Consider the following 15,749-nt stretch of genomic DNA (forward strand, 5'->3'; position numbering starts at 1 on the left):
AGACACGCGAGGACCTTCCCCAGCGGCTTCCGCCCAAGCCCGATGAGCCGCGCGAGGACGGGATGCCAGGCTACGGCCAACCGGACGAAGACGTGCGTGAGAAGTCACTCCCCGAGCAGAACTGGTAGGGCGGTGGGGATGAACATGGGGAGCGGGAGGTCATCGGGGTCTCCCGGTGTGACTCGCACGGAGTGCTGTTCGAGTCCGTAGGGTGTGAGCTTGCCGTGCCAGGCCGCGAAGTCACCTTCGGACAGGAGTCCAAAGGCGCTGAAGATGCCGCTCGCTCCCTCGTAGCGGTTGCGGTCCAACCGCAGGCCGGGGCGGGACGTGTCGCGGCCCAGCTTCACGAAGCTGCGCATGTCCCTCAGGGTGTTGTCGAAGACGGTCAGGTCCGAGACGACGAAGGGCTCGTCCGCGGCCAGTCGCAGGCCCGAGTCCGCCGTGCGTTCGATGAGGTTGCCGAGCACACGCACTCCCTGCGCCCTCACGACGCGGATGCCCTGGCCGTTGTGCCGGTTCGCGAAGTTGTAGATGTCCGTCACCCTGTTGCCCTGCACCAGCACGTTGACGGGGTTGTCCACCGGGGACGTCCCGCCGATGGAGATGCCGCGGCCCGCCTGGAAGACGAGGTTGCCGACAATCTGGATGTTCGTCGCGTCCTCGTGGATCAACACCGCCTCGGCGGCGGAGGTCTTCTCCTGCCACGGGTAGCGCTCCAGGTTGGGGAAGCGGAAGAGGACGTTCTCGTAGATGGCGATGTCGTCGCACGCCTTGACGTCGATGCCATTCTCGCCGCAGTCGTACATCTGATTGCGCTCGATGAAGAGGGTGGACGGCCTGGCCTCACTGGGCTGGCACTGCACGCCATCGCCCGACGCATCGTGGATGGTGTTCTCCAGGATGAAGACCTCGCGCGAGGAGCCCTTCACCGCCACCCCATGGGAGTCAAAGCCCGTCCTGGAGAAGTCGTGAATGGCGTTGCCGTCGACGAGCACGCGAGTCGCATCGCTGACGACGACCCCTCCGCCAGCCCGGCCGCCATGGAGCACGGAGTCGGTCAGCTGCGAGCAGGTGGTGCTGTCCTCGAAGAGCGCGGCGAAAGAGGGGCGCTCGAGCACGTCCACCTCCACGGACTGGACGATCCAATAGGGCTGGCTCAGCACCAGCAGGCTGCCCACGTCGGTCGTCGAAGGGATGATGCGAGGTCGGCGCGACGGCTCCCCCCTCAGGACGATGGGCGACGTGGCCGTTCCGGGGCGCGCCTTCAGTGGATTGATGGCGACCTGCTCGGGATACGTCCCTTCGCGAACCTGGATGACGTCGCCCGGCTGCGCCACCTTCACCGCCGCCATGATGGTGGGGAAGGGATTGTCCGAGGAGCCCAGCGGAGCCTCTGCATCCCGGGGCCCCGTGTTCGCGACGTACAGCGTGGGGCCCTGCGCGTCGGCCGCCGAGGGGCACTGGCTCCAGAACAACTCCTTCGCGTTGAGCGGTGTCATCTGCTCTTCCCAGAGCGCCGGGTCGTCGCCAGTGGCGCTCGTGTCGCCCCGAAGCGCGGTCACCCGAGTCGCACCCGTCTCCGTTCCAGGGCGCTGTGTGTCACCGGCCCCCAGCTCCGCCGAGCTAGGGCCACATGCGAGCGCGAGCCCGTACACGAGCACCGCGAACCGATTCCTCAGAAACCCCAGCCCCTTCGAACCCTGACCCATGTGCAGCCCCCCTGATTTGTCGGCAGTGGGGATGATGCTTTCCACCGGAGTCGCCTTCATCAAGCGCCCATGCCCCCAAGGGGGACGCGGCATTCACAGGAGGATGCTCGTGGTTCGGCGGGGCTGGATATGCGTCAAGTGCGCCTGACGTACGTGGCGGCGTGCAAGGACGCGGGGCCACGCGCGTGCGTCGGGCGCGAAGAGGACCTAGCCCGCGAGGGCGCGAACCAGGGGCATGTGACGACGGAGTGCGTCGACGACGCGGCGCACATCGTCCTCGCGGGTGTCGGGCCCCAGGCTGAAGCGGAGGCTTCCGCGTGCCTGGGCCGCTGACAGTCCCATGGCCCGGAGCACGTGCGAGGGCGTCAACGTCCCGGACGCGCAGGCCGCGCCCATCGACACGCAGATGCCATCCAGGTCGAGCGCGATGAGCAGCGCCTCGCCCTCCACGCCGTCGAAGCGCAGGTTGCTCGTGTTGGGCACGCGGGTCACACCCGCGCCGTTCACCGTCACGCCCGCCACCGACTCCAGCACCGCGCGCTCGAAGTCGTCGCGCAGCGCGCCGAGCCGTGCCGCCAGCGTCGCCTGCTCACTCGCCGCGAGCTCCAGCGCGAGCGCCAGGGCCTCCGCATACGGGATGTTCTGCGTCCCTCCGCGACGGCCCCCTTCCTGGTGTCCGGGGGTGAGGGCGCGCACGTCCACGCCCTTGCGCACCACCAGCACGCCCACGCCCGAGGGCCCGCCGAACTTGTGCGCAGACAGCGACAGCAGATCCGCGTCCACCTCGCGCAGCGACAGCGGGAGCTTGCCCGCCGCCTGCACCGCGTCCGTGTGGAAGAGCACGCCCTGCTTGCGGCACGCGCGCGCGACTTCCGCCACGGGCTGCACCACGCCCGTCTCGTTGTTGGCCCACATCAGCGAGCACAGCGCGGTGTCCGGCGTCAGCGCCGCGAGCAGGTCCTCCTCGCGCACGCGCCCATCCGGGCCTGGGGCGACTCGCACCACCTGCGCGCCTTCCCGCTCGAGCTGCGCCACCGCGCCCAGCAGGGCGGGGTGCTCCACCGCCGACGTCACCAGCCGACGTCGCTCCGGCGAGGGACGCGCATGCCACGCGCCCACCAGGGCCAGGGCATCCGCCTCGCTGCCCGAGGCCGTGAAGCAGACTTCCTTCGGCTCGCAGCCCAGCACGCGCGCCACCCGGGCTCTCGCGGCGTCCAGCCTGGCGCGGGCCTCGCGGCCGGCGGCGTGCACGCTGGAGGCATTGCCATGGCCACCGTGGACGAGGGCGTGCGCGAGCCCCGTCGCGACTTCCGGCCGGACAGGCGCGGCGGCGTTGTAGTCCCAGTAGATCACGAGTCCTGCGCGGAGAGCAGCGACACGGGACGTTCGTCCGAGACGCCGAAGGCCTCCAGGAAGCGACTCACCAGCTCACGCTTGAGCGCCTTGCGCTGCGCCGCCTTGCCCGACAGCGGCAGCCGCGCGCCGGCCATGCTGCCGTGGCCGCCGGAGGAGCCGCCGTAGTCCTCGAAGATTTCGCGGATGAGCCGGCCCGCGTTCATCCGCCGGTCCTTCACGCGCAGGCTGAAGTAGAGCTGGTTGCGGTACGTGCCGAAGGCCAGCGACCACTTCGTGCCCTCGAGGAACATCAGCCGCTCGGCGACCTCCGCCACCATGTCCGGGGAGTAGACCTCCTCCAGGTCGGTGACGATGGCGGTGCCGTAGACCTTCGCCCGCTCGAAAGCCGTGTGGTACAGCTGGAAGTAGCGCGCCGGCAGCTCGGGGTGTTCGATCTGCGCGAGCATCGACTTGTCCATGCGCGGGAACAGCCACAGGTAGCTGTCGATGTCCGTCTGCGTCGTCTCGCGGCCCAGGTCCCTCGTGTCCGCCTTGATGCCGTAGAACAGCGCGGTGGCCACTTCGACGGAGGGCTCCACGCGCGCGGCGCGCAGGTACTCCACCAGCATGGTGGACGTCGCGCCGAAGTCCCCGCCCACGTCCGCGAAGGGCGACGCCAGGCTCTCCTCGCGCAGCGGGTGATGGTCTACCACGAGGTGGGCCTCCAGCCGCACGGGCAGCGAGTGGTTGCCCACCTTGGGCTGCGTGTCCACCAACCCGAAGAGGTCGTACTCGTCGAAGTCGATCTGCGACACGTGGGAGATGGGCAGCCGCAGCACCTTCACGAAGGCGATGTTCTCCGCCCGGCCGATGATGCCCCCGTAGCCCACGTGGGCCTCCACGTCCGCTCGGCGCTCCAGCAGGTGGGCGAGCGCCACCGCGGCGGCCAGCGAGTCCGGGTCCGGGTTGTCGTGCGTGAGGATGAGCGCCTTGCGGTGCCCCTTGGCCACCTGGAGCAGCCGGTCCAGCTTGTCCCGGGCCGATAGCAGGGCCAGTCGCGGTGGCGGAGGCTCCGTCAGCTCGCCCCCGATGGTTCCCTGGGCACGGCGGCTGTTGAAGGACTGGGTCACGGGCATGGATGGTCTTCTTTACTTCCTCCGGCCTCGGGTTTCGAGATGCCGGATGTTGTCTCCTCGACATTGAGGGCGCGGTGTCACCCGCACATCAATGGTGCAAACGCCCCCCCCGACGTTCACGGAGGGGCGGAAGGCCGTGTGCCCGGACGCCTTCCTGCCCCCTTGAGGAGGTCCAACTAGTTGTTGATGGCCTTGTACTTGCGCCCGAGGTCCCTGAAGTACTTCACCCCGTTGTCGAGCGAGTTTTCCATGGCGTCCATCAGCACCGTGCGGAACTGCGCCACCGGGCCCCGGAAGCACTCGTAATAGCGCTGCCGGTCAATGGAGTGGATGACGGCGGGCATGTAGCCATTGCGCAGCAGGATGAGGTTGCTGCACATGCGCCCCACCTTCCCGCTGTGCTCGGTGAACGGGAAGATCTGCAGGAAGCTGTGCTGCACCGTGGCGGCCTGTTTGATGGGATGGAACTCGCGGAACTCGGCGCTGGCCGTGTAGTCCACGAGCTTCTCCAGCGCCGGTTGGATCTTCGCGGGCTGGTGGATGTCGTGGAAGTACGTGCGGTGCAGCGGCATGTCCTTGCGCAGCCCCGAGCGCTCGCGCTCCTTGGCGAGCTCCTTCTCCGTGCGCTCCCGTCGCTCCATGCGCGCTCGCTCGGCCAATGCCTCCGGGGTGTTCCCGAGGAAGAGGTCGTGCATCCGCTTGATGGTGGTGAGGGTGATCTGCGCCTGCTTCTTGGCGCCCGCGGCTTCCTCGCGAATGAAGTCGCAGACGGCCTTGTGATTGCGAATCTCGAGCACCACCGGAATCATGGAGGCCTCGGCGCTCGCGCGACTGGGGAACAGCGCGGCCTTCAGTTCCTGGTGGGTGTAGACCACGCCTTCCAGTGCGGCGTCGTGGTAGATCCACGACATCTCGAACTGTTCGAGGAAGTCACGCGCTGGCTGCTTGTCCTTGTAGATGTCGAGGTACTCGCGCAGCGCCTCGTTCTTCTCGTCGATGTCCTGGTAGCGTTCCTTCACGGACTGCGGCTCCTTCTTGCGTCGTATCCCCGCGGGGCGGAGACCGAAGCGTGCGGCCGAGCGATACAACGGCATGCGGATTCTAGAAATTCCGCACGGTTGTAACAACGAAATCCACTAGAGATTGACGAGGAAGACCTCGCACGCCTGGTCGAGCAGGTCCTTGGACAGGGCCGGCGGTATCTGCCGGTACCGGGCCGCGTCCTTGATGAGCCCCACCAAATCGCGGGGATGGCACGCGCGAAGCTGCATCGTCCTGGGCTTGTAATAGTGCTCGACGAGGTACGTGACGGCCTGGTCCACATAGGGAATTCCCGCCGCCTCGCACACCCGGCGGAAGATCTCCCGATAGGACTCCTCGTCGGGATTGGTGACCTCGATTTTGTACTTGATGCGGCGCAGGAACGCCTCGTCCACCAACTCCTTGGGGTCCAAATTCGTGGAAAAGACGAGAAGCTGATCAAATGGGATTTCGAACTTCTTGCCGGTATGGAGGGTGAGGAAGTCCACCCGCTTTTCCAGGGGAACGATCCACCGGTTGAGAAGGTCTGTGGGGTGGACTTTCTGGCGGCCGAAGTCGTCGATGAGGAGCATGCCGCCGTTGGCCTTCACCTGGAACGGGGCTTCGTAGAAGCGGGTGCTCTCCGAGTAGATGAGGTCCAGGGTCTCCAGCGTGAGTTCGCCACCGACGACGACGGCGGGCCGGCGGCAGAGCATCCACCGGTTGTCCATCTCGAAGCTCTGACGGCGGCCGGACGCATCGCCGCCCATCTCCAGCGAGACGGGCGTGTGGATGAGGTGGTCATGCACCTGGATGATCTGATTGCCGATCTCCAGGCAGTGCGGCACGTAGACCTCGCCGCCGAACATGTGGGAGACGGCCTCCGCGAGGCTCGTCTTGCCGTTGCCCGGGGGGCCGTAGAGGAAGAGCGAGCGCCCGGAGTTCACCGCGGGGCCCAGCTTGTCCATCAGCTCGGCGGGGACGGTGAGGTGGCTGAGCGCCATCACCAGCTCCTCCTGGCTGACGACGGGCGTCTCCTCCGTCTGGCTGGTGATGAGCGCGTTGTACTGCTCAATGGGCACGGGGGCGGGGCCCACGTACGTGGTGCGGGTGAGCGCGTCGCGGGCGTACTCGCGGCCCTTCTCCGTGAGGATGAACTCCACGGACGCGCGGCCGAAGCCCTTGCCGCCGCGCAGGTCCACCAGCTTCTCCGTGGCGAGGAAGTCCACCACGTGCTCGATGACGCCCGACCATGGAAGGCGCATCTCGGCCGCGATGACCATGCCGGTGCCGGTGCCGGTGTAATAGAGGAACTTCAGCGCGATGTCCGCGAGCAGTCCCATCTTGAGCCCCGTCTCCTCCACCGACTTCGGCTCCGCGGGAGCGATGTCGAGGATGGAAGGGTTCTCGAGCTTGAACGGATTGTCGTCGTAGGCGTGTCCGGCGGGTGCCATCGGGCCCCTTTCTAGCCCAAACCCGCGTTGGGAGGGCAGAAGGGATGATTCCCGGGGTCTGGGGGCAGGGAGGCAGGCTCCCTACCCCGGACGGCGCCGGAGGCCTGGCGCCGGGGGTCAGACGTAGGTGAGCCACTCGGCGTAGCGCGGCTCCATGCCCCGGACCGTGCGGAAGTACATGTCCTGCACGAAGGTACCGATGGGGCCGGGCTTGCCGGTGCCGACGGTGCGGTCGTCCACCTCGCGCACGGGGGTGATTTCCGCGGCGGTGCCGGTGAAGAAGATCTCGTTGCAGATGTAGAGCGCGTCGCGGGTGAAGGTCACCTCATCCACGGTGCGACCGCTGTCGCGGAGAATCTTGAGGACGGTGTCGCGGGTGATGCCGTCGAGGATGGGCGAGGACAAGGGTGGGGTCTTGATGACGCCCTTTTTGTTCACCATGAAGATGTTCTCCCCGGACGCCTCGGCCACGAAGCCGCTGATGTCCAGGAGGATGGCCTCGTCGTAGCCCGCCAGCACCACCTCGCGCTTGGCGAGGATGGAGTTGACGTACTGGCCGGAAATCTTGCCGCGCACCATGTTCACGTTGACGTGCAGGCGCGTGAAGGAGCTGACCTTGGCGCGGATGCCCTCGCGGATGCCCTTGTCGCCCAGGTACGCGCCCCAATCCCACGCCGTCACGGCCACGCGGGTGGGGTTCACCGCGCCCAGGCCCATGGCGCCATCGCCCATGAAGGCCACCGGCCGCAGGTACGCGCCGTTGGCGAACAGGTCCTTCTGCTTGCGCAGCAGGTCCAGGCACGCCTCGACGAGCTCGTCCTCGGTGTACGGCATCTTCAACATGCAGATGTGCGCCGAGTCGAGCAGCCGCTGGATGTGCTCGCGCAGGCGGAACACCGCCAGCCGGCCATCATGCGTCTTGTACGCGCGGATGCCCTCGAAGACGCCGAGCCCGTAGTGCAGCGCATGCGTCATCACATGCACGTGGCCCTCGTCCCATTTCACCAATTTGCCGTCGAGCCATATCTGGTCGGCACGCAAAACACTGGTCGAGGTCGAGCTCATGCGGGGGTTCCTTCGGCCTGTAAGAAGTGGGACTGCCCGGCCCTTCTAGCCACTGGACCCTATGAGGTCAAAGCGTGAAAGCCGTTTCAGGGAAATCAGAGCACGTGTGGCAGTGGGGCCAGCATGCGTCGCAAGAAGGGCAGGTCCTCGGCGAGCGCCTTTCGGCCGTAGTGGAGCGCCTTGGACGCGAGTTCCACGGAGGGCACGACATCCAGCGGTGACAGCGTGCGGGAGAAGCGCTTGATGTGATGGGCGTAGGGCAGGTTGGGGGCCACCGTCATCGCGGCCAGGCGCTGGAGGGGGAGCCAGAAGGGCGTGGCGAGTCGGGGTGCGAAGCCGTCCAGCGCGAGGATGAGGGTGTTGCGCGTGCCGATGCGTCCTCGCGCGACGGCCTTCCACGCGGCCTTCGCGGGGAGGTTGTCCACGAGGCCCCCGTCGATGAGTCTCGCCACGCCGTGGTGCGCGAGCAGGTCATCGAGCAGCGAGTGCATGCGAGGGTCCTCGCGCAGCACGTCGTAGTGGATGACGCCGGGCAGCGCGGAGGAGAAGCCCGCGGCGTCGAGCGCGTCGAATTCGCCGGTGGAGTCGTCCGAGCCCAGGTGCAGGCGCACGGTGATTTCGGGGCGGGTGAACAGCTCCGCCATGGCGCCCATGGCGGCCTGGATGCGGCGCGCCACGCCCGCGGGGTTGAGCAGGCCCAGGGGACTGGTGCCCATCAGGCGCTCGTAATACTCGAGCGGGCGGGGAAGCATGCCTCGGCGGATGCCGCCCACGGAGATGAGCGTGGGCACTGGCAGGTCCTTGAGGCGCAGGCCGCTGCCCTCGGGGCCCGCGCCGAAGAAGCGTCCCAGGCCCGCGCGCAGGAACAGGCGCAGCGCCGCGGGCAGACCGTAGCGGCTCTCCGTGGAGATGAAGCGGAAGAGCTTCCGGAAGGACAGCCCCCGGACGATGTTGATCATCTCCGTGGGGTCGAAGCGCGCCATGCGCGAGCGCATGATGGCGAGGATGGCGCCCATGGACGCGCCCGCGAGCAGCTTCGGCTCCAGGCCGTGCTCGGCCAGCAGGCTCATCACGCCCAGGTACACGAAGGCGGTGCCGCCTCCGCCCCCCGTCACCATCACCAGTTCCTTGTGACGCAGCTCGCGGTCCAACGCCTCCGGAGGGACACGCCCTCGCAGCCGGGCCACCACGCCGTCACGCGCCTTCGCGGCGTGCTCGCGCAAGTCCCTCACGTGGGGCACCAGCCTGTCTCGCGTCGGAGGCCGGAGCCCACCGAGCACGGGCGTGAGCCGGCGCTCCACTTCCTCGCGGAACGGCGTGAGCAGGGCGCCCACGCCCACGTCCAGCCCCCCGTGTTGGACCTTGTAGAGCCGCGCGAGTGACAGCGCGGTGCGCAGCACGGCCTCCTCGCGCTCGTCGAGCAGGCCAGGCGTCGCCAGGGACGCGCGCACGAGGGAGAGCTCCAGCTCCTCGAGCGGCCGGGTGATCTGGAAGCGTTCCTTCAGGAGCACAAGTGAGCCAGGGCCTCGGTGGGCGCGAGCCCCGAGCATACACCGTCTGTCGGACACCCTCCCGCCGCCCCCGGGAGGGCGGGCGTCATGAAGGGCTTCACGCCTGGGCGATCTGCGGCAGGTTGGCGCGGGCCTTCTCGATGTCACCCTCGTACTTGAGGACGAGATTGAGCGTGGAGGCCACGACGTCCGAGGTGAGCTGCTCCGCGTTGAGCAGCACCAGGCTCTGCGCCCAGTCCAGCGTCTCGCTGATGGACGGCGCCTTCTTCAAGTCGAGCGCGCGGATGGCGGCGACCGCTTCCACCACCTGCTCGGCCAGCATCTGCGGCACGTGGGGCAGCCGCGAGCGGACGATGCGCAGCTCCCGCTCCCGGTCCGGGAAGTCGATGTGCAGGTGCAGGCAACGGCGCTTGAGGGCGTCGGACAGCTCGCGCGCGTTGTTGGACGTCAGCAGCACGCGGGGGATGTGCTTGGCGTGGAAGGTGCCCAGCTCGGGGATGGTGACGGCGTTGTCGGAGAGGACCTCCAGCAGGAAGGCCTCGAACTCCGGGTCCGCCTTGTCGATTTCATCCACCAGCAGCAGGGCGGGGCGCTCGGAGAGCTGGGCGCGGAGGATGGGGCGCGGCAGGAGGAAGCGCTCGGAGAAGAAGACGGCGTCGCTCGAGGCCAGCCGGTCCGCCGCCTCCGACAGCGTGGAGGTGCCCTGCACCATCTCCCCAATCTTGTCCTTGAGGAGCTGGGTGTAGAGCAGCTGCTTGGCGTACTCCCACTCATAGAGGGCCTTGGCCTCGTCCAGCCCCTCGTAGCACTGGAGGCGGATGAGCTCGCGGCCCAGCGCCGTGGCCATGGCCCGCGCCAGCTCCGTCTTGCCCACACCCGCGGGGCCTTCGACGAGGATGGGCTTGTCCATCCGGTCCGCCAGGAAGGCCGCCGTGGCGATCTCCGGGGAGGGCAGGTATCCCACCTGCTCCAGGTGTTTCTCCGCGTCCGCCACGCTGGTGAAGGTGCGGATCTCTGCCGTCGAAGGGGTGCTCACCCGGTGGAACTTAACCGACGCCCCCCAGGCGACTGCGGCAAAAATGCCAGGGTCCGTGGCCTTCGTCCCCAACCTTCCTGCCTCGCTGCCCTCCAACCCTGCGGAAAAACGTGGGGAAATTATTTGCGCACCGTGGGCACACGTCGTGCATCTCTAGGGCGCAACTCACGAAGGAAAGCAGCGAGGTCCGTGGTCATGGTGTGGGCGTGGATGAGGATGGTGATGGCGCTGGCAATCATCCTGTTGCCGGGTGGTTTCCCCCTGCTGCTGTCGTACATCGCCGTGCGGACGCTGGTGAGCCGCTGGCGTGAGGCGCAGATGCAGGCGCACAGCGTCGGGCGTGAGGCTTCCCTCCGCGACGTCCTCGCCAGCCTGCACTTCAAGGAACTGGTGCGCGACGCGCGCGCCGCCCTCTGAGTTTTCCGCCTCGGTAGGGCATGGATGTCGCGGCCCGAAGGCTCGTGACACCGCCTGAGGCTCCCCGGCCCCGTGCCGGTTTCCCGGCGGGTGCCGGAACTCCAGACAGCTCGAGGTAGGGATTTCCGGCGAGGGCCGCCACCGTGGCGGCGGCCCTCGGGCCGCGAGCTACTTGTCGAGCTCGTCCACCAGCGCCGTCCAGTCGTCATCCTCTTTCACCCCACCGACGGGGAGCTGCACGAGCATGGTGCGGTCGGTGGGCTCCGACTCCTCGCCACCCAGCGGAGTGGCCGCGGAGGCGGGAGCAGGGGCTGCCTTCTTCGCGGCGGCGGGCTTTGCGGCGGCCTTGGCGGCTTTCGCGGGAGCCGCCGCAGCGGGAGCGGCCGCGGCGGGGATGATCTGATTGAGCTGCGTGCGCAGGGCGAGCTGTTCGTCGTCGTCCGAGGGAGCCGCGGCCTTGGCGGCCTTGCCCGCGACCGGGGCAGGGGTGGCGGGTGACTTGCTCTTGAAGCGGGCCAGCTCCAGCTCCGCGACCTTGAGCGCCTTGCTCTTCTCCTGCACGGACTGCTGCAGGCGCGTCACCTCTTGCGTCTTGATGGCTTCGCGACGCTCCAGCTCGGCCTTCTGCTTGGCGCCCAGCTCCTCGATTTCGCGCAGCTGCCGCGCCTCCAGGTCCTTGCGCTCCTTCTGGGCGGTGGCCAGTCGGGCGGCGGCCTCGTTGGCCTTGCCCTCGGCGGCGGACACCTTCGCGACCAGGTCCTTCTCCGCGCGGGCCTTGGCGCCCTGGGCGTTCTCCAGCGCCAGCTCCAGGTCCTGCACCTTCTTGGTGCGGGTGGCGAGCTGACCCTGCATGTCCTTGGCCTTCGCGTCGGCGTCGGCGGCCTTCGCCTGGGCCTCCTGCGTGAGCTGCGCGACGCGCTGCTCGGCCTTGGCCAGTTTCGCCGCCAGCTCGTCGGAGGCTCGCTTGGCCTCGGCGCGCTCCTGCTGCGCCTGCTGGGCCTGCTGCTGGAGCCGGGCCTCGGACTGCTGGAGCTGACCGGAGACGCCGTCGCGCTCCTGCACCAGCTTCTGGTGCTGGGCACCCGCCGCGCGCAGCTGCTCCTCGCGCTCGCCGAGCGTCTTCTTCGCCAGCTCGAACTGGTTGTTGAGCCCGGCCATCTGCTGGCCGAGTCCGTCCGCGTGGCGCTTGGCGTCGGCGGCCTGCGTCTGGAGCTTGGTCTCCAGCGCCTTGAGCTGCTCGGTGCGGGTGGCGACCTCGCGGTTGAGCACCTCGGCCTGACGCATCTTCTCCTGCGTCACCTGGGTGAGCTTGCGCAGCGTGTCCGAGAGCTCCTTGCCCTTGGTGGCCAGGTCGTTCTGGAGCAGCTCCTCGCGGCGCTGGGACTCCTCGGTGAGCGCGTCCAGCCGCTCCTTGAGGTTGGCCCGCGTGTCCTCGACCTGCGCGAGATGGGACGACAGCTGGGTGACTTCCGCCACCCGAGCGCCCAGCTCGTGCTTGGTGATGGTGAGCTGTTCGCCCAGCTCCTCCACCTGGTTGCGCGCGTCGTTGAGCTCCGCCTCCAGCGCGGACTGGGCGCTGGCCGCCTGCTGACGACTGGTCGTGTGCGCCTGCTGCTCACGCGACAGCGCATCGCTCGTGGCGGCGAGCTGTCCCTGCACCTGCTCGAGCGACTGGCTGGTGGCCTCCAGCTCCGAGCGCAGTCCGTCGCGCTCGCTGGTGAGGTCCTCGATGTTCGCGCTCGTCTCGGCGGCGAGCTTCTCGTGCGCGGCCCGCTCCGCCTCGTAGTTGCCCAGCGTCTCCGCGAGTTCTCCGCGCAGATGGCCAATCTGGCCGGTGAGCAGTTGCTCCAGCGCGTCCTTGGCCTCGCCCAGGGCCTGCAGCTCGGCGATGCGCTGATCCCGCTCGCCGGTGGTCCTCGCCAGCGCGGCTTGCGTCGTCTGCAGCGTCCCGTGGGTCTCGTCCAGCTCGACCTTGAGGGCGTCGCGGTGCGCGGTGGTGGTGCCCAGCTCGTCGCGCGTCTCCTCCAGCGTGTTCTGCGTCTGGGTGAGCGCCTGGGTGGTGGCCTCCAGCTCGCCGCGAGTCTCCGCCAGCGAGCCTTCCGTCTGGGCCAGCGTGCCTTGCGTGTCCGCGAGCTGTTGCTCGGTGCGCGCCAGCGTGTCCTGGGTCTGCGCGAGCGACTGGCTGGTGGCCTCCAGCTCGCCGCGCGTGGTGGACAGCGCCTCTTCCGTCTGGGCCAGCCGCGTCTGCGTCTCGCTCAGCGTCTGGCTGGTGGCTTCCAGCTCGCCGCGAGTCTCGGAGAGCGTCTGCTCCGTGCTCGCCAGGGTGTTCTGCGTGTCCGCGAGCTGCTGCTCGGTGCGAGCCAGCGTGTCCTGAGTCTGCGAGAGCGTCTGGCTGGTGGCCTCCAGGTCTCCCGTCAGTTCGGAGATGCGCTGATCCCTCGCCGCGACGTCACCCTGGAGCCCCTCGATGGTGGACTCGCGCTGGGCGACGGTGTCCTCCAGCGATGCGACGCGCGCCTGGAGCTGCTCGCCAAGGCGCTGCGATTCCTCGAGCTGCGAGGTGAGGGCCTGGATCTGCCCGGTGAGGTCGGCTTCCTGCTCGGCCTTCGCCGCGCGCACGTCCTCGAGCTGCCGGGTGAGGTCTTCCTCCAGCGCGTCCTTGGCGATCTGCAGCGCCTCGAGACGGCCGGTGAGGTCCTCTTCCAGCGCGTTCTTCGCGTCGGTGAGTGCCTGGAGTTCGCCAGACAGCTCGGCTTCGCGGTCGGCCAGGTGCGCCTTGACGGCCTCGACCTCGCCCTCCAGCTCGCCGATGCGCTCCAGCTGCTGCTGGATGCTGGAGTTGAGGTCCGCCTCGGTGCGCTCGTTGTGAGCGATGGTCTCCGCAAGCTCGCGGTCCAGGGAGGAGATCTTCGCGTCGCGATCCTCGACGCGCTGATTGAGCTCCGTCTCCTGGGCGTCCTTGTCCATCCGGAGCTGCTCGCGCTCGCTCGTGGTGCGCGCGAGATCGGACTCCAGATCCGCCACCTGCTGGCTGAGCCGCGCCTCGAGCGCGTCGCGCTCCGCGTTCAGCCGGATGATCTCCGCGTCGCCCCGGGCGCCGTGCTCCTCGGCGGAGGCGGCTCGGGTCTCCAGGCCGCGGACGGTGGTGTCGCGCTCCTGCTCCGTCTGCTGCAGCCGCTCCTGGAGGGCCTGAATCTCCCCGTCCAGCTCGGCGTAGCGCTGATCCCTCTCGCTGACGGTGCGGCCCAGCTCCGACTCGAAGTCGTCACCGCGCTTGCCCAGCTGGGCGATCTCCGCCTCGTTCGCGCGGACGGTGTCATGGAGCTTCTGCTCCTTGACCTCGAACTCCAGCGTGACGACGTTGTGGAGCTTCTCCAGCTTGTCGTACTCGGCTCGGAGGTGCTCCAGGTCGGTGCCACGCCGCGCGACTTCGTCCTCGCGGTTGTGGACCTCCTTGCGCAGCAGGTTGATGTCCTTCTCCTTGGAGGCGACGACCTCGATGAGGTCCTTCTCCGAGGAGAACTTCTGGAGCAGCAGATCATCGACGGTGGCGCCGTGCTCGCGTTCCTTCTGGAGCATGGCCTGCTGCGCCTCGTTGAAGCGGCGCAACAGGTCGTCGACCTGCATCTTGAGGCCCTGCAGCTCCACGTCCTTCTCGTGGAGCCGGTCCTCGCCGGACAGGAGTTCGCGCTCGCGCACGCTCCAGATTTCGGAGAGGCGGGCGAGCTGGGCCTCGCGCGTCTTCAGCTCGTCGCGGAGGATCTGGATCTTCCCCTCCGGCGTGCCCATCAGCTCGCGGCGCGGAGGTGGGCGCTTGAGCTGGCGCGACTCCGCCAGCAGCTCCGCCTTGCGGTCGGCGATGGATTGGAACGCGCGGTCGAGGAACGCGCGGTCCTCTTCCGTCATCGCGCTGCGGCGCTCGCGCTTGGGAAGCTTGGGCGGACCGCCCGGACTGGTGCGGATGGCCGGCATCGGAGGCGGGGCCTCGCGAGGGCCGTTGCCTGAGAGCGCCGCGTCAAGGGACGCGTCGGACTCATCCGTCCCCGGTGGGACGATGCCCGTGCTCAGCGACGCCAGCTCCCCCATTTCAAAGGGGATGACGAGGTAGCCGTCCGCGGCGCCCGGCGTCTGCCGGTGCTGCGTGAGACCTTCGACTCCCGTGTCGGAGGACAGGAGCAGGACCTTGAGATTCTGGCCCCACTTGCCCTTCTTGATCTGCCCGCACAGCGTGAACCCGGATTGATCCGGCAGCTCGGCTCGGAGGACGACGAGATCCGGCCGGCGCTTCTCCAGCTCGCGCTGCGCATCCGTGGCAGTCGCCGCCATGGCGGTCTGGTAACCCGCGCTCTTGAGCACGGTCGCCATGCTGAGGGCGAAGTCGTTTTGGCTTTCAACGATGAGGACGCGGCGCTCCATGAAGCCCTTTCACCCGTAAAAAGTGCAGTGAAAACCGCAACATCCTACTGGGCGGGCGTGAAGCTTGGAAAGTTTCCGGAGGGTGCTCGGTTGGCTGCTTCACGAGCCCTTGCCGCGAACGACGCCTTGTGCACGGGGCGTGGGGGGCAATCGGGACGGATCCGTATCGTCATCCCGCCCCGGGAAGGTGGTGGGGGGCGTGTGACGGGCGAACCGAGTGCCTTCGGGTGGACAGTACCCGTGGGCGAGCTGGGCGAACCAGGGATTCAGCGTCGAGGAGAGCGGTTCAGGCGCGGGGCCGTCGTCGTCCGGGGCCGGCTCCGGGAGGGCCTCCTCGGCTTCGGCCTCCTGGAGTTCGTCCTCGTCTTCGATCAGCTGCGCGGCGCTGCTGACGGAGACCTCAGCCTCCTCCACCTCGTCGCTGCTGATTTCGTCCGGTTCATCGAGACGTGGGCGGGAGTGGGATGGAGTAGGCCCCGCGTCGTCACCGTCCTCGATGGCCTGGGCTTCGTCCTCGGAGATCTCCTCGGGCTCGTCCTCGGGTTCGGCGGCCGAGGTGGCGGCCTTCAGGGCGGGGCGAGCGGCGGCTCCGTCGATGGGCTCCAGCCGGGGCGGTCCGTCCACGGACATCAGCCGGGGAGGGCGCTGAC

At 68.4% G+C, this 15,749-nt stretch carries 10 protein-coding genes and 1 pseudogene; 1 reads left to right on the plus strand and 10 read right to left on the minus strand.

The genetic code is table 11. The features are described 5' to 3' along the window. Positions 1-104: 104 nt before the first annotated feature. The 8 genes from HR086_RS34555 to HR086_RS34590 all read right to left on the minus strand — a co-directional run bounded on the left by HR086_RS34555 (position 105) and on the right by HR086_RS34590 (position 10,266). Positions 105-1,709, minus strand: a complete 1,605-nt coding sequence (locus HR086_RS34555) for a right-handed parallel beta-helix repeat-containing protein (RefSeq protein WP_174467765.1) — start codon at positions 1,707-1,709, stop codon at positions 105-107. A 207-nt stretch (positions 1,710-1,916) separates the two neighbouring features. After that, positions 1,917-3,062, minus strand: coding sequence for a cysteine desulfurase family protein (locus tag HR086_RS34560; RefSeq protein ID WP_174467766.1), 1,146 nt, complete (start codon positions 3,060-3,062; stop codon positions 1,917-1,919). Then, positions 3,059-4,180, minus strand: a complete 1,122-nt coding sequence (locus HR086_RS34565) for a bifunctional oligoribonuclease/PAP phosphatase NrnA (RefSeq protein WP_174467767.1) — start codon at positions 4,178-4,180, stop codon at positions 3,059-3,061. The genes HR086_RS34560 and HR086_RS34565 overlap by 4 nt, the downstream gene beginning before the upstream one ends. A 176-nt stretch (positions 4,181-4,356) precedes the next feature. After that, entirely contained in the window at positions 4,357-5,199 is an 843-nt protein-coding gene (locus HR086_RS34570) for a Fic family protein (RefSeq protein WP_141647033.1), read from the minus strand. A gap of 117 nt (positions 5,200-5,316) precedes the next feature. Then, the gene (locus HR086_RS34575; protein ID WP_141647032.1) at positions 5,317-6,654 is read right to left on the minus strand and encodes an AAA family ATPase; all 1,338 of its coding nucleotides are present in this window, start codon (positions 6,652-6,654) and stop codon (positions 5,317-5,319) included. A gap of 117 nt (positions 6,655-6,771) precedes the next feature. Continuing rightward, positions 6,772-7,719 carry a branched-chain amino acid transaminase gene (locus tag HR086_RS34580; protein WP_141647031.1) on the minus strand — a complete coding sequence of 316 codons (948 nt, stop codon included), beginning with the start codon at positions 7,717-7,719 and terminating at the stop codon, positions 6,772-6,774. Positions 7,720-7,814: 95 nt separating this feature from the next. After that, positions 7,815-9,230, minus strand: coding sequence for a patatin-like phospholipase family protein (locus HR086_RS34585; RefSeq protein WP_246137620.1), 1,416 nt, complete (start codon positions 9,228-9,230; stop codon positions 7,815-7,817). Between the two features lie 97 nt (positions 9,231-9,327). Next, positions 9,328-10,266 carry a MoxR family ATPase gene (locus tag HR086_RS34590; RefSeq protein ID WP_174455206.1) on the minus strand — a complete coding sequence of 313 codons (939 nt, stop codon included), beginning with the start codon at positions 10,264-10,266 and terminating at the stop codon, positions 9,328-9,330. A 222-nt stretch (positions 10,267-10,488) separates the two neighbouring features. Here HR086_RS34590 and HR086_RS34595 point away from each other — a divergent pair, with 222 nt between their 5' ends. Next, complete coding sequence (locus HR086_RS34595) at positions 10,489-10,683, plus strand: hypothetical protein (protein ID WP_246137619.1); 195 nt, start codon at positions 10,489-10,491, stop codon at positions 10,681-10,683. Positions 10,684-10,851: 168 nt separating this feature from the next. Here HR086_RS34595 and HR086_RS34600 read toward each other — a convergent pair whose 3' ends face one another. Both HR086_RS34600 and HR086_RS34605 read right to left on the minus strand, forming a co-directional pair. Then, on the minus strand, positions 10,852-15,099 hold the full coding sequence (locus HR086_RS34600) for a response regulator (protein WP_174467768.1): 4,248 nt from the start codon (positions 15,097-15,099) through the stop codon (positions 10,852-10,854). Positions 15,100-15,198: 99 nt separating this feature from the next. Beyond that, positions 15,199-15,749, minus strand: a pseudogene (locus HR086_RS34605) (glycosyl transferase family 1); the annotation flags it as partial.

Origin of the sequence: Myxococcus sp. CA039A (assembly GCF_013336645.1) — a bacterium.
Taxonomy (GTDB): domain Bacteria; phylum Myxococcota; class Myxococcia; order Myxococcales; family Myxococcaceae; genus Myxococcus; species Myxococcus llanfairpwllgwyngyllgogerychwyrndrobwllllantysiliogogogochensis.

What these genes read in the sequence shown, in the direction of transcription:
- HR086_RS34555 (WP_174467765.1), bottom strand. Translation starts at nt 1,709, where the DNA reads ATGGGTCAGGGTTCGAAGGGGCTGGGGTTTCTGAGGAATCGGTTCGCG.
- HR086_RS34565 (WP_174467767.1), bottom strand. Translation starts at nt 4,180, where the DNA reads ATGCCCGTGACCCAGTCCTTCAACAGCCGCCGTGCCCAGGGAACCATC.
- HR086_RS34575 (WP_141647032.1), bottom strand. Translation starts at nt 6,654, where the DNA reads ATGGCACCCGCCGGACACGCCTACGACGACAATCCGTTCAAGCTCGAG.
- HR086_RS34580 (WP_141647031.1), bottom strand. Translation starts at nt 7,719, where the DNA reads ATGAGCTCGACCTCGACCAGTGTTTTGCGTGCCGACCAGATATGGCTC.
- HR086_RS34595 (WP_246137619.1), top strand. Translation starts at nt 10,489, where the DNA reads ATGGCGCTGGCAATCATCCTGTTGCCGGGTGGTTTCCCCCTGCTGCTG.
- HR086_RS34600 (WP_174467768.1), bottom strand. Translation starts at nt 15,099, where the DNA reads ATGGAGCGCCGCGTCCTCATCGTTGAAAGCCAAAACGACTTCGCCCTC.